Here is a 14,028-nt window from a genome sequence, read left to right as displayed (position 1 = left end):
AACTGGCATGAGAATTCAATGGATCGGTGCAGCAGCCATCGCAGCAGGCCTTTTAGTTTCGGCCGCTCACGCTGCGGATTATTCGGTAAGGACCACCCGGGTGACCAGCGTCCTCCAGCCCGAGCGGGCAATTTCGAGGCTGGCCGAGCAGGGAATCGGCTATTCGGTCCTGCACGAGGCCATCGGCGTGCCGCAGCAGGGCTACCGTGTGCACGTGACCTGCACGATCCCCGAGACCTTCCGGCAGACCTATTGCCCGACGCCGCAATACCAAGCTTATTGCCCGAGCGCCGCCATCGTCTGCCAATAGGAGCGCGATAAGGCTTACTTTCCAGGTTGCAGCATACTAATAACCCGCTCGTACAGCGTGGATCGGTAAAGCCTTGCAAGATATGAAACCATCGGGCGTCTACGGAGCGCCTCCGGTCGAATTGGCGGAGGCGCCCGAGGGCAGCATTCAGTTCTCGCCGCTCATGCCCGGCTCCGCCGCGCTGGAAGCTCAGGCTGAGGGTTCGCTCAGCCGCATGATCGTGCTCGCGCCCCCCGGAACAGTGGAGCGGCGCTACACCATCGCCCTTGCCCTCAAGGCGCTTGCGCCCGGCGGCGAATTCATCGTCCTTGCGCCCAAGGACAAAGGCGGCTCGCGGCTCGCTAAGGAACTTAAAGGGTTCGGCTGCGCGATCAGCGAAACCTCGCGCCGGCATCATCGCATCTGCGCCGGCGAGCGGCCCAGCGAAGCGACCGGCATCGATGAGGCGATCCGCGAGGGACAGCCTGTGCTCGATGATACGTTGGGTCTATGGACCCAACCCGGAGTCTTCAGCTGGAACCGCCTCGATCCTGGCTCCGCGCTGCTCATGCAGCACCTTCCCGCGTTGAACGGAAAGGGCGCCGATTTCGGCTGCGGCATCGGCGTTCTGTCGCGCGCTATTCTCACATCGCCCAAGGTCGAGCATCTCACTATGCTCGATCTCGACCGCCGCGCGACGGACATGTCGGCGCGCAACATCGACGATCCGCGCGCCGAAATTCTCTGGGCCGATGTGCGTGCCAAACTGCCGTTGAGCGGTCTCAACTTCGTGGTGATGAACCCACCCTTCCACGATGGCGGCGCGGAGGATCAATCGCTCGGCCAAAGCTTCATCCGCAAAGCAGCCGAGACCTTGCGTCCGGGCGGAACGCTGTGGCTCGTGGCCAATCGCCATCTGCCGTATGAGGGCGTGCTCAAACCCCTCTTCCGGCGCGTGACATCGGCCATCGAGGGCGGTGGATACAAGGTGTACGAGGCCATGAAATGAGCAAGACGCAGACGCTCCGCCTCGACCGTCTTCTTGCCAATCTCGGCTACGGCTCACGCCGCGAGGTGCAACAGCTCGTCCATGCCGGTCTCGTGAAACTCGACGGCGTGGAAATCGAGGATGCCGACCAGCGCATCGCCGTCACGCGTGACCTGTCAGAGCGGATACGCGTTCAGGGCAAGCCCCTCGATCCGCCACCCGGCCTCGCGCTCATGCTGCACAAGCCGCTCGGCGTGACCTGCTCGCACAAGGAAGCGGGGCCCTTGATCTACAGCCTCCTGCCCGACCGCTGGCGCCGGCGCGATCCCGCGATCTCCACCGTCGGGCGGCTGGACAAGGAAACCTCCGGCCTTCTCCTGATGACGGACGACGGCAATCTCCTGCACCGGATCATCTCGCCGCGCGCGAATATCGCGAAGCGCTACCACGTCACCCTCGACCGTCCCCTGAAAGGCGACGAGGCGGGAATCTTCGCAGCCGGCACCTTGATGCTCGAAGGCGAGGACAAGCCGCTCCTGCCCGCCATCATGGAGCCGCTCGACACTACGAGCGCCCATATCACCATCACGGAAGGCCGCTATCACCAGGTTAGGCGTATGTTTGCCGCGATCGGAAACCACGTGACCGCCCTGCACCGCGACAAGATCGGCAGCCTGGATCTCCCGAAGGATCTGGAGCCGGGACAATACCGCCTGCTCACCGAAGCCGACCTGGCCCTCGTGCTGCCCGTCGCCTGACTCTCTTGATCCGGACGAGGGGCAGGAGGCGCTCCCGCTCACCCAAGGCGGCGGTTGCCCTTGGCCTGCTAATCGGATAGGCAAGACTTAGGCCCAAGGCCTCACACACCCGTAGCTCAAGCTGGATAGAGCGTTGGCCCGTTCTTGCGTTTTCCGCTCCATCGCCCGGGTGCTGCTAGCATTGCTGTTCCTGGCATGGCTTCCTTTTATCGGAAGTGCGACTTCTGAGCGCCTGCTTCCGCTTTGCGCCGAAGAAATCCCCTCGCTTTTGGAGCTGTCAGACAGCAGCGGGTCGGATCAGGACCGCTGGAATGATGGAGATGGCGGCCCGGACACTCTGATCCCGCCGATCATCACCTGCCTTACAGTCTCCAATGTATGTGGGGAGCTCCTCCGCCAAGGCTTCCTGGATGCGCTTTTCCATACTCATCTCCTGGGAGCGCAGCGCGCGACAGGCCCTCCAGGCTTCTGGGACTGAGCCGCTTCCGGAATGCAGCTCTGATGCCTTCCGGACGATTGTCGCGAGCTGCCTGAAAGCAGCAATCTTTTCTCCCTGTCAGGAACAGCTTTGAGATGCTGGGGCTGCCCATCAGAACTGGATTTCCAGTTCGATAGAAACCACGTCCTTTGCTCTTCCTGAACGCTTCTGAAGTTCTCAATCATGGAAGTCTTCCTCCCTCAGGTTCTTAAAGTTCTTGGCATCATCTGGATCAACGTCATTTTGTCCGGCGACAATGCGGTGGTCATCGCCTTGGCGTGTCGCGGTCTGCCTCAGGACAAACGTCGCATCGGGATGATCCTTGGTGCAGGCGTGGCAGTTGGCTTGCGGATCGTCTTCACGGTTCTTGTCGCCGCGCTCCTGTCGACGCCTTTCCTCAAGATCGTGGGCGGTGCACTGCTGCTTTGGATCGCGGTGAAGCTCCTTGCCGGCGACGACGACGAGGGCGCGGTGAAGGAGACTGATCGCCTGTTGCACGCTGTATGGACCATCGCGATCGCCGATGCCGTCATGAGCCTCGACAATGTTTTGGCGATTGCAGCCGTGGCACAGGACTCGACGTTCCTTCTCATTTTAGGATTGGCAATCTCGATCCCGCTCATCGTGGCTGGGGCCGCCCTCATCATGACTCTTCTGGACCGCATGCCTCTTCTGATCTGGGCCGGGGCAGCTCTCCTAGGCTGGGTTGCGGGCGAAATGCTAATCTCCGATCCATGGCTCGTCGGCCAGCTTGGCCAGGAGCTCGACCACAAGGCCGAAATTCCATCAGCGATCATCGGAGCGGTCCTAGTGCTCGGTTTAGGCTATATCGTGAGGCAGCGAGCCTCCAAGGAAGCCTAGCGCCCGCAGAGCTTTCGAAGTGAACATGGGGACTTCCGCTCTTCGTCGAGGGGCAGACCCCATAGATTCAGATCGAGCCTGCGGCACTCCTGCGGCGCATCCGACACGATTCGAATGGGCGTCCTTTGCCGAAGGAGCCTTACGCAGCCACCCAAGGCGGAGGTTGCCCTTGGTCTGCTAATCGGGTAGGGAAGATTGCAGGCCCAAGGCCCCATGCACCCGTAGCTCAGCTGGATAGAGCGTTGCCCTCCGAAGGCAAAGGTCACACGTTCGAATCGTGTCGGGTGCGCCATTTCCCCGGCGCATCTTTCTTCCTCTGTGATTTTAAGCTGCCCCCGCTCAACGGTGCGGTAGCGAATTTGTCCACCGCCCTTGCGTCTGACTTCATGCAAACAGCCGAGCTCAATACGTCTGGCTCGTGAAAAGCGGTAGGGTAGTACCTCTTCAGAGAGCATCCATCCGGGGAACCCCGGACCCTGCGGTCGTGTTAAGGCCGTGAACCTTTCCCGATGCGTGGACGGGCTTTTCGGGACAAGCGCCTTCGAACCAAGCTTCTCATTGTCCATTCCGGATGAGGTGCTGAAAGGTGTGTGAGATAGAGACGGGATGGATGTGGGGTACATCACTATGAGCCAGGCCTTCGCCTATCGAGAGTCGACGATTCGCGTTGCGCGCGATTCGGTTCGGCCGGTTTCGACATATCTGGTCTGTTCGAACGTTCTGTTGCGCAGCGGTTTCAACCATATCCTCTCTGGGACTCAGTTCGCCCTGTCGGCGGAAGAGTTCAAGGATCATGCGGATCTTCCTGCAATCGACGGCAAGGATCCGGTTCTTCTGCTCGTTTGCACGCATGGCGCCGTGAGTGAACCGGTGCAGATTGTGGAGAGTCTTAAAGAGAAATGCCCGACGGCGCAGGTGGTGATCTTCGCGGATCATTTCGAACCGGCGACCCTGGTGCAAGTCTGTAAGGTCGGCGTCGACGGCGTATGCAGAACCGACATGGATCGCGACGTTCTGCTGAAAGCACTAGAACTCGTGATGCTCGGCGAGCGCTTCATTCCATCCTCGATGGGGCTTGCACTTCTGGAGGCCAATCCCACTGATCTTCTGGGCGCTAACGGCGAGAATGTCATTCCGATGCGCGCTCACGGCAGCGCGCCCCAGCGTTTGTCGGAACGCGAAACCCAGATCCTGCGCTGTCTCATCGACGGCTCTTCCAACAAACATATCGCGCGGCAGCTCGGTGTTGCTGAGGCGACGGTCAAAGTGCACATCAAGGCCATTCTGAGGAAAGCGAAAGTCGCCAACCGCACCCAGGCTGCTATGTGGGCTCAGCGTCATTTGAGCCAGGGGCCTATGGTCAGCTCAGACTAGGGCTTTTCCCGACCCCACCTCATTGCCCACAGAATCCACCGCCACCCACACGAATTGGTGGCGGAAGAATTCGTTTGGTGATGGACAGATCTAAAAACCCAACAGAAGTATAAAAAGCGAAAGAGTTCCTAAGTTGATCGGAGTAACCCGTAGTAGCGCTGAAATACGTGCAACGTTGCGTCCCGAAAAGGCTTATGCTCCTTACTAGGGAGTGCTCACATGCGTGCTTTGATCTTACCGACGTTCATCGTGTCAGTTCTCATGCCTGCAGGGACGTTCGCTCAGGAATGGGCGGCCCTTCCAGCGCCTCAAACACGCATGATGCAGGATCGCGATGTGCGGTGGAACGCCTGCTATAAAGAAACCAGGCTCATGTATCGGACCCGGAACCATTCCTTGAATAATTACCGCGCCATCATCAAGGATGCCCGCTACGACCACATGCGTGAATGCATGGCCCGGCCGCAACTGCCTCGTCCGATCGCGAGGCCGGATGCGGACGTGAAGCAGATTCCGTCCACTATCGCCGGATGGGCCGCCAATCCCTGACAGGGATGCCATCGCCTGAAGCCGCTACGTCAGGTTGTCACCCAGCGGATACTATATTACTTTCAGGTTGCCAGCTGTCCGGCAGCCCCTCCTTGCCTGAGGCTGCAGCATGATCGGCCAAATGGCCTAGTAGATGTAGCCGACTAGGTTTGCCTTGGCATTTCTGCCATATGGCATGCCACGGTGAGGGGGAACACATGGAACCGGTCGAGCAGCGTCGCGCCAGTCCGCGTTCGCGCACTCTTCTTGAGGGGCACATTATCTACAACAATCGGCTGTCCCGGATGGAGTGCATCGTGCGCGATCTATCGGAGACGGGGGCTCGGATCGTATTCGCCCAGCCCGTCAAAGTTCCCGCCGAGTTCGAATTGCAGGTCCCGAAACGGAAGCTCGTCCGCCAGGCCCAGATCATGTGGTATGACGGCCAGAACCACGGCGTGATGTTTCTTAAGGACGATGCAGGCGAACCTATTCGAAAGCCTTCCGCCACCAAATCCCAAGGCAGGGTTCTTGCGATCAAGAAAGAGCCTGCCAGCGTTCCGGACATCATCGAGGACGCCCGCCATAACATCGCGCGCCTTCTCGGCGTTTCCGTCGATGTGATTCAGCTGAAGCTGGAGATCGACCGCTGACCTTGCCGGTCAGCGGTATTCACCGATCCGTTACTTGAGCATCCATTCGTGGTCCGGATCGTTGTGGAACTTCCAGACCCGCTTCGGCCCGGCCATCACATTCAGGTAATACAGCTCATAGCCATGCGGCGCACCGACCGGGTGATAGCCCTTGGGCACCAGCACCACATCGCTATTGGCCGCCGCCAGCGTCTCGTCGAGCGAGCGGTCATCCGTGTAGACCCGCTGCAGCGCGAAGCCTGAGGGTGGGTTGAGCCGGTGGTAGTAGGTCTCTTCCAGAAGCGACTCGTTGGGCAGCATGTCCCGGTCGTGCTTGTGCGGCGGATAGCTGGACCAATGGCCTGAGGGCGTGATGACCTCCACCACGAGCAAGCTTTCCGCGGGCTCCGACTCGGGCAGGATGTTGCGCACATGGCGCGTGTTGGTGCTCTTGCCACGCGTTTCCTGGCCGACCTGATCGGGACGGATCACGCGCGCCGGCAGCTTACCTTCCGCGGGCGCGGTACAGATGGCGATCTCGCAATCCGTCTCGGCGCTCAACGACCATTCGGATTTGGCAGGCGCATAGAGCGACCACGGATCGGGCTCGAACGGCGAGGAGCGCCCGCCGATCACGCCGAAATCCTGTCCCGACGCGCTCACGCGCGCCTTACCTGAGAGCATGACGATGCAGGCTTCGCGATCCTCCGTCTGCTGCTGCAAGGTCTGACCGCTTTTAAGCTGGTAGACCTCGAAGCCCACATAGGTCCAGCCGGCTGAAGCCGGCGTGATCGTGTGGATGCGCCCGTTTGTATCGGGCTTCGACGGTTTGACGAGAAGCTTTGACATCGCGTGCATTCCTTATCGCAGGCCGGCTTCCTTCAGGAAGCGCGTGAGATTGGCGTAGCCCATCTTGGCATAGGTGAGCGGATGAGCCTTCTTGGGGTCCTGCTCCGCCTCGATCACCACCCAACCGCTATAGCCCGGCAGTTCCTTGAACACGGAAACGAAATCCACCATGCCGTCGCCCGGCACAGTATAGACGCCTTCGATCACCGAATCGAGGAAGCTCCAGCCTTCAGCCTTCGACTTCTCCATCACCGCTTTGCGCACATCCTTCGTATGAACATGGCTGATGCGGCTACGATAGCGACGGGCGAGCGCTGCGGGATCGGCGCCGCCCCAGGTGGCGTGGCCGGTATCGAGCAGCAGGTGGACCGCATCGCCCGTCGAGCGCATGAAGGCGTCGATGTCCGCCTCGGATTCCACAATGGTGCCCATGTGGTGATGGTACACCACGCGCACGCCTTCCTGCAGCGTCCGCTCGGCGACGTCAGTGATGCGGCGGCCGAACTCAGCCCAGTCGCCATCCTTCATCACCGGGCGCTGCGAGAGCGGCTTCGAGCGGTCGCCGTGAATGGCGTTCGAGGTCTCGGCGAAGACGAGCACATTCGAGCCCATGGCTTTCAACAGGTCCAAATGCGGGCGCAGCGCCTTCATCTCCGCATCCGCATCGCGCTTCAGCAGCTCGGCGGAATACCAGCCGGATACGCAGGCCATGCCGAAGGGCGCGAGCGCCTTCTTCAACGCTTCCGGCTCGCGCGGAAACTTGTTGCCGAGTTCCATGCCCTCGAAGCCGGCTTCCTTGGCCTCGGCAAGGCACACCTCCAGCGGCGTCTCGCCCCCGAGTTCCTGCATGTCGTCATTGGACCAGCCGATAGGATTCGCCCCGATGCGGATCGTCATTTCTCGTTACCCTTCTTTTTCAATCAATCGCCCACGCGCTGCGCGGCGAGGGCGGTTTCGTAATTCTTGCGCGCGGTCTTCACCTGATCGCGGACGGACACTTCCGGCACCGCCACATCCCACCAATGGCCGCCCTCATCGGTGGAGATGAGCGGGTCGGTATCGATGACGATGACGGTGCTGCGCTCGGCATTGCGCGCCTTCTTCAGCGCGTCCTCGAGTTCCGCGATGCTCTTCACCTTCAGCGATTGCGCGCCGAGGCTTGCCGCATGGGCGGTAAAATCGATGTCGGGCAGCGTCACATGATTGGTGTGCTGCAAGAGGTTGTTGAAGCTCTCGCCGCCGGTCGCGCGCTGCAGGCGGTTGATGCAGCCATAGCCGCGATTGTCGAGCAGCACGACGATGAGCTTCTTGCCCAGCATCACGGAAGTGGCAAGCTCCGAATTCATCATGAGATAGGAGCCGTCGCCCACCATCACGATCACCTCGCGGAAGGGATCGGCCATCTTCACGCCGAGTCCGCCCGCGATCTCGTAGCCCATGCAGGAATAGCCGTATTCCATGTGGTAGCCGAGCGCCGCGCTCGCCTTCCAATGCTTGTGCAGCTCGCCCGGAAGGCCGCCTGCCGCGCAGACGACCACATCGGTCGGCGAAGAGGTGCGCTGCACCGCGCCGATCACCTGCGCATCGGAGGGCAGCTCTGCATTCGTCGGGTCGGTGAAGCGCGCGGAGGAATCGAACCAGCGGGATTTTTCCTCGCGGCCCCTCGACGTCCAAGCGTCAGGCGCTTTCCAGCTGCCGAGTGCGCGGCTCAATTCTTCGAGGCCTACGCGCGCGTCTGAAACCAGCGGCAGCGCGTTATGCTTCGAGGCGTCGAAAGCCTGCACGTTGAGGCCGACGATCTTGCGGTTCGGGTTCTTGAACAGAGCCCAGGAGCCGGTGGTGAAATCCTGAAGGCGCGTGCCCACCGCGATCACCACATCGGCATCCTCGGCAAGGGCATTCGCAGCACCCGTTCCGGTCACGCCGATGGCGCCGAGATTGGCCTGATGGTCATGGAGGAGGCTGGATTTTCCGGCCTGCGTCTCGCCCACGAAGAGGCTGTGCTTCTGCGCGAAATCCGCGAGAACCTTTTCAGCATCCGAATAGAGGACGCCGCCGCCTGCCACGATGAAAGGCTTCTTGGCATTGCGGATGAGGTTGACAGCCTCGGCGAGCTCCGCCTCGTCCGGGCGAATGCGGCGCGGCGTCCAGACTTTCTCCGCGAAGAAGCTCTCAGGGTAGTCGTAGGCCTCGGCCTGCGTGTCCTGGCAGAGCGCCAGCGTCACCGGCCCGCAATCGGCAGGATCGGTGAGAACGGCCATGGCGCGCTGGAGCGCGGGGATGATCTGCTCGGGGCGCGTGATGCGGTCGAAATAGCGGGAAACGGGCTTGAAGCWGTCGTTCGCCGAAACCGTTCCGTCGGCAAAATTCTCGATCTGCTGCAGCACCGGATCGGGCTTGCGATTGGCGAATACGTCGCCGGGCAGAAGCAGCACGGGAATGCGGTTCACATGGGCGACGGCAACCGCCGTCACCATGTTCGTCGCGCCGGGACCGATGGAGGTGGTGCAGGCCATCATGCGGCGCCGGCGCGAGGCTTTGGCGAAGGCGACAGCCGCATGGGCCATGCCCTGCTCGTTATGGGCGCGGAAGGTGGGAAGCTGATCGCGCACGCCATGCAGCGCCTCGCCCATGCCCGCCACGTTACCATGGCCGAAGATGGCCCAGACACCGCCGAACAGCGGCAGGATTTTCCCGTCGATCTCCGTCTTCTGCGCGGTGAGGAACCGGGCGACGGCTTGCGCCATGGTGAGGCAGATCGTGCTCATGAGCGTTTCTCTCAAAATGCGCCGCGTGATGTCGGCAGCGTTCTCAGGTTTTGTTGGTCATGAAAAGAGGGCGAAGCCGAGGATCGGCTCCGCCCTTCGTCTTAGGCAGCCTTAGCTTGGCCCGATACGCGCTGCCAGCAATCGACGAGGCGCTGGAAGCGGCCGGCCATGTCGGCGACGGCGGCTTCGTCCGAAATCTCGCCCTTCAGCCAGCGCCGCGCGGCGTCGTTGAAGATCGTGCGTCCGACCGCGAAGCCCTTCACCTGCGGCTCGCTGGCGGCGGCGGCGAAGGCCGCTTCCAACTCGTCTTCAGGCGCTTCGAGGCCGAGCAGCACGATACCGCGGCAATAGGGATCGTTCTTCGTGATCACCTTGCCGATGGCGTGCCATGCGGCCTTGTCCTGCTGCGGCTCCAGCTTCCACCAATCCGGCTTGATGCCGAGATCGTAGAGATGCTGCACGATGCCGGCGACCGTATCGGTCTTCAGCGGTCCATGCTTGCCCGCGATGATCTCTACCAGAAGCTCACGGCCTATGCGGCGTGCGGCGTCGTGGATACGAAGCAGCTCGCGCTCCTGCTGAGCCTTCAGTTCAGCTGAATCGTCGGGATGGTAGAAGCACAGGCACTTGATGGTGTGGCCCACCGGCCATTCCACCAGCTTCGCGCCGATGCTGCCGCCGCCTTCGAAATCGAGCGGGCGCGAGCCCGGCAATTCGACGGGGCGGCCGATCCAGAACGGGTGATCGGCGGCGCGAAACAGGGCTTCGCGGCCATAGGTGCCGTCGATCAGCATGCCGAACCCGTCACGCCCGTTCGCCACTTTGGCGGCAGCCTGCACGGCCAGAACCTTGAAGTCGGGGATGCGGTCGATTGAAGCGCCCACTTCCTTGGCCATCACCTCCAGCTGCATGCGGTGGTCGATGGCAAGCGCCATGAGCGTGTCGGGAGAGGGACGGCGCGTCGTCGACCAATGGATGTGGTTGATATCCTCGTCGAAGCGCAGCGCCTTATGACGGCTGCCTTCCTTGAGGAAGTGCTGCAGCTCCGGGAAAGTCGGAATTTCCGGCGAGCAGAGCAAGCGCGACACGGCAAACGCACCGCTYGCATTGGCATAAGCGCAGCAGGTCTCCAGCTTCTCGTCCTTCAGCCAACCGCGCAGGAAGCCGGAGAGGAAGGCATCGCCCGCGCCAAGCACGTTGAAGACCTCCACCGGGAAGCCGGGGCCTTTCACGCCGTCATCGAGCGAATCCGGAATATCGCCAGGGAAGACCACGCAGCCCATGGGGCCGCGCTTGCACACGACGGTGGCTTTCGAGACCGCGCGGATGGCGCGGATCGATTGAAGCGTATCCTCGGAGCCGCCGGCAATGTGCAGCTCCTCCTCTGTGCCAACGATGAGATCGCAATCGGCAAGAATCGGCTTCAAGTGTTCCGTCACCGCGTCCGAGCGCACATAGCGCGACTCGCCCGCTCCGTGGCCGAGAAGGCCCCAGAGGTTGGGGCGGTAATCCACGTCGAACACGACCTTGCGTCCGTTGGCCTTCGCGATGCGGATCGCCTTCTTCTGCGCGGCGGCGGTGTTCTGTCGGGAGAAGTGCGTGCCAGTCACGACGATGGCGGCGGCCGAGGCGACGAAACTTTCGTCCACATCGTCTTCGCTGAGCGCCATGTCCGCGCAATTGTCGCGATAGAAGATGAGCGGGAAGGAATCCTCGTCCCGCACGCCGAGAATCACGAGAGCAGTCAGGCGCTGCTTGTCGGTGACGATGCCTCGCGTCGCAACGCCCTCGCGCTCCATCTGCTCGCGGATGAACCGGCCCATGGCCTCGTCGCCGACGCGGGTGATGAGACCGGACTTCAGGCCGAGCCGTGCGGTGCCGATGGCGATGTTGGCCGGGCAACCGCCGACAGCCTTCGAGAACGAGGCCATGTCCTCGAGCCGGCCGCCCACCTGCTGGCCATACAGATCGACAGAGGCGCGACCCATGGTGATCACATCCAGGGCTGGCTTCATGCTCTTCCTCCCAGGGCACGACCTTATAAGATCGCGTCAGGGCCTCCGGCCCTTGAACTTATGGAATGTTTATTCTATTAGCATCTGGTACTGGAATTTCAATTCCAAATTTTCTGGAAGCCGGCAAAACATATTGGGGGAAACATGATCAGGATCGCCGTTTTGGGCGCTGGCCGCATCGGCCGCATTCATGGGCGTAACGCCGCCAACCATCCCGATGCCCGCCTCGTTGCGGTGGCGGACCCGCATGCGCCTTCCGCGCAGGAACTCGCGGCGGCGACCGGTGCCGAGGTCTCGCCGCTTGAGGAGATTGTAGAACGCTCCGATGTGGACGCCATTCTCGTCTGCACGCCCACCACGACCCATGCCGATCTCATCGAGCGCGGCGCGAAGGCCGGCAAGGCCGTGTTCTGTGAGAAGCCCGTCGATCTTTCGAGCGAGCGCATCGTGAGCTGCCTCGGCGTGGTCGAGAAGGCCGGCACGCCGCTGATGATCGGCTTCAACCGCCGGTTCGATCCCAACTTCGCTTCCCTGCAAAAGCGCCTTGCCGATGGCGAAGTGGGTGATGTGGAACTGGTGACGATTCTCTCCCGCGATCCCGGCCCGCCGCCGGTGAGCTACATCAAGACCTCCGGCGGCCTGTTCCGCGACATGATGATTCACGATCTCGACATGGCGCGCTTTCTGCTGCTCGGCGATGAGCCGGTGGAAGTGCACGCGCTCGGCTCCTCCCTCGTGGACAAGGCCATCGGCGAGGCGGGCGACGTTGATACCGCCGCCGTCATGCTGAAGACCGCCAAGGGCAAGATCGTGCAGATCTCCTGCTCCCGACGCGCTACCTACGGCTACGACCAGCGTATCGAAGTGCATGGCTCGAAGGGCATGATCCGCGCGGGCAACATCCACCGCACGACGGTGGAAGTGGCGAACGCCTCCGGCATCACCGCCGATCCGGTACAGGACTTCTTCCTGGAGCGCTATGCGGACGCCTATCGCGACGAACTCACCACGTTCCTCAACGCCGTCCGCGACAGCAAGCCGTGCAATCCCAACGGCCGCGACGGCCTGATGGCGCAGCGGTTGGCGGATGCGGCGACAGAGTCGGCGCAGAGCGGAAAGCCGGTTAAGGTCTGATCCCGGGCGTCATACCGGACAGCTAAGTCGATCCGAATTTACGAGATTGCACTTTCCGTCATGGCCGGGCTTGTCCTGGCCATTCACGTTTTAGAAAATACAAACCTCATCCTGAGGAAGTCGCGAAGTGACTGTCTCGAAGGAGATTCCAGCGAGCATTGGATACTCCTTCGAGAAGCCTGATTTGCAGGCTCCTCAGGGTGATAGGTTGGCCATGAAGGCGCGGATCACCGGCACAAAGCCGGTCATGACGGGGAGTGCGTCAGCCTTCCGCCCGCTTCTCCGCCGTGCCCACGGCCAGCGCCATCGCAAGCGCGAATGTTGCCGAGAGCGAACGGAATGCGCCGAAATCCGCTTCCGCCACTTCGATCCACACATCGGCGCTCGTTACCAATGGGCTGAAGGCTGAATCCGTGATCGCCACCACGGGGATGTTGCGCCGGGCGGCGGTCGCTGCGAGATCGGCGGTGATCGGCGCATAAGGCGTGAAGCTGATGGCGAGAACCGCGTCGCGCTCGGAGGCGGTGGCGAGCTGCTCCGGGCCGAGCTGGGCAATGTGATCGATCAGGATCGCCCGCACACCGAGCTTGCCGAAGGCATAAGCGCAATAAGCGGAAATGGGAAACACCCGGCGCGCGCCGAGAAGATAGATCGTGTCGGCTTTCGCAAGGGTCTCGATGGCGCGGGAGAGTTCCTCCGGCCGCACCGACTCGCGCATTTTGTCGAGTGAGATCGCGGCCGCATTGGTGAAGCCCTCCAACAGGGAGGCTGCATGAACGTGGTCTCCCTCCAGGATGCGCAAACCTTTCAAGCGTTCGCGGTAATCGGGAAAGCGCTCGCGAAGGCGGTCGCGGAAGATCTGCTGGAGATGGGAGAAGCCGTCATAGCCGAGGCTTTTGGCAAAGCGCACCAGGGTGGAGGGCTGCACGCCCGCATGCTCCGCGATGCCGGCGACCGTACCGAAGGCAACCTCCTCGGGATGCTCCATGGCAAAGGCGGCCAGTTGCTTGAGGCGCTTGGGCATCGTCTCCCTGCGGCTGAGCAGCAGCATCCGCAGACCCTCGTAGTCGCCTGGCAATTCTCTGGCAGATTCTGTCACGTCGATGCTTTTCCCGGTCTCCATTCTCTCTACCTTAGGCCTAAGATCGGGGACCTTGACACCGATCCACAGAAAATGGAATGAATATTCCACTATATAAACAAAAAGGTTCTGGCGTTCTACATCGTAGGCGACCGGGTCGGCAGAGGAAGCGCCATCAAAGGCCGGTGATTCGGCTGAAAAACAATTTTGCTTTCTTCTGTTCCTGAGTGGGGGCGAGGGCACCCGGCGTGTCGAAATCCGGCGCGTTGGGGC

General features: G+C 61.7%; 13 protein-coding genes and 1 tRNA gene. 9 read left to right on the top strand and 5 right to left on the bottom strand.

Annotated features, from left to right (window positions below; all coding sequences use genetic code 11):
- The first annotated feature begins 7 nt into the window (after positions 1–7).
- The 8 genes from ACXJKO_RS02685 (at position 8) to ACXJKO_RS02650 (ending at position 5,929) form a co-directional block, all read left to right on the top strand.
- Positions 8–310 (top strand): hypothetical protein, encoded by a 303-nt coding sequence (locus ACXJKO_RS02685; RefSeq protein ID WP_457089531.1) that lies wholly within the window; start codon positions 8–10, stop codon positions 308–310.
- A gap of 82 nt (positions 311–392) precedes the next feature.
- Positions 393–1,298, top strand: coding sequence for a class I SAM-dependent methyltransferase (locus ACXJKO_RS02680; protein ID WP_457089635.1), 906 nt, complete (start codon positions 393–395; stop codon positions 1,296–1,298).
- Complete coding sequence (locus tag ACXJKO_RS02675) at positions 1,295–2,035, top strand: pseudouridine synthase (protein WP_457089530.1); 741 nt, start codon at positions 1,295–1,297, stop codon at positions 2,033–2,035. Before ACXJKO_RS02680 ends, ACXJKO_RS02675 begins: the two co-directional genes overlap by 4 nt.
- Positions 2,036–2,696: 661 nt before the next feature.
- Positions 2,697–3,374: a TerC family protein gene (locus ACXJKO_RS02670; RefSeq protein ID WP_457089529.1), complete on the top strand. Its 678-nt coding sequence runs from the start codon at positions 2,697–2,699 to the stop codon at positions 3,372–3,374.
- Between the two features lie 215 nt (positions 3,375–3,589).
- Positions 3,590–3,666, top strand: a tRNA-Arg gene (locus ACXJKO_RS02665).
- A 314-nt stretch (positions 3,667–3,980) separates the two neighbouring features.
- Positions 3,981–4,748, top strand: coding sequence for a LuxR C-terminal-related transcriptional regulator (locus ACXJKO_RS02660; protein ID WP_457089528.1), 768 nt, complete (start codon positions 3,981–3,983; stop codon positions 4,746–4,748).
- Between the two features lie 219 nt (positions 4,749–4,967).
- Positions 4,968–5,297 (top strand): hypothetical protein, encoded by a 330-nt coding sequence (locus ACXJKO_RS02655; protein ID WP_457089527.1) that lies wholly within the window; start codon positions 4,968–4,970, stop codon positions 5,295–5,297.
- A gap of 197 nt (positions 5,298–5,494) precedes the next feature.
- Positions 5,495–5,929: a PilZ domain-containing protein gene (locus ACXJKO_RS02650; protein WP_457089526.1), complete on the top strand. Its 435-nt coding sequence runs from the start codon at positions 5,495–5,497 to the stop codon at positions 5,927–5,929.
- A 30-nt stretch (positions 5,930–5,959) separates the two neighbouring features.
- On the opposite strand, the gene iolB is transcribed toward ACXJKO_RS02650, so the two are convergent.
- From iolB to ACXJKO_RS02630, 4 genes are all read right to left on the bottom strand, one after another.
- Entirely contained in the window at positions 5,960–6,757 is a 798-nt protein-coding gene (gene iolB / locus ACXJKO_RS02645) for a 5-deoxy-glucuronate isomerase (protein WP_457089525.1), read from the bottom strand.
- A 12-nt stretch (positions 6,758–6,769) separates the two neighbouring features.
- Positions 6,770–7,654 carry a myo-inosose-2 dehydratase gene (iolE, locus tag ACXJKO_RS02640; RefSeq protein ID WP_457089524.1) on the bottom strand — a complete coding sequence of 295 codons (885 nt, stop codon included), beginning with the start codon at positions 7,652–7,654 and terminating at the stop codon, positions 6,770–6,772.
- Between the two features lie 23 nt (positions 7,655–7,677).
- Complete coding sequence (iolD, locus tag ACXJKO_RS02635) at positions 7,678–9,525, bottom strand: 3D-(3,5/4)-trihydroxycyclohexane-1,2-dione acylhydrolase (decyclizing) (protein ID WP_457089523.1); 1,848 nt, start codon at positions 9,523–9,525, stop codon at positions 7,678–7,680.
- Positions 9,526–9,626: 101 nt separating this feature from the next.
- Positions 9,627–11,540, bottom strand: a complete 1,914-nt coding sequence (locus tag ACXJKO_RS02630; RefSeq protein ID WP_457089522.1) for a bifunctional 5-dehydro-2-deoxygluconokinase/5-dehydro-2-deoxyphosphogluconate aldolase — start codon at positions 11,538–11,540, stop codon at positions 9,627–9,629.
- A 144-nt stretch (positions 11,541–11,684) separates the two neighbouring features.
- On the opposite strand from ACXJKO_RS02630, the gene iolG reads away from it, so the two are divergent.
- A complete protein-coding gene (gene iolG / locus ACXJKO_RS02625; RefSeq protein ID WP_457089521.1) occupies positions 11,685–12,674 on the top strand; it encodes an inositol 2-dehydrogenase in 990 nt (329 codons plus the stop codon).
- 262 nt (positions 12,675–12,936) lie between these two features.
- Here the strand turns inward: iolG and ACXJKO_RS02620 are convergent, their stop codons facing one another.
- Complete coding sequence (locus tag ACXJKO_RS02620; protein ID WP_457089520.1) at positions 12,937–13,797, bottom strand: MurR/RpiR family transcriptional regulator; 861 nt, start codon at positions 13,795–13,797, stop codon at positions 12,937–12,939.
- Positions 13,798–14,028: the final 231 nt, after the last annotated feature.

It is taken from the genome of Microvirga sp. P5_D2, assembly GCF_054049475.1.
Note: the sequence above shows the minus strand (reverse complement) of the source record. Positions and strands in the feature narration are given on the sequence as shown.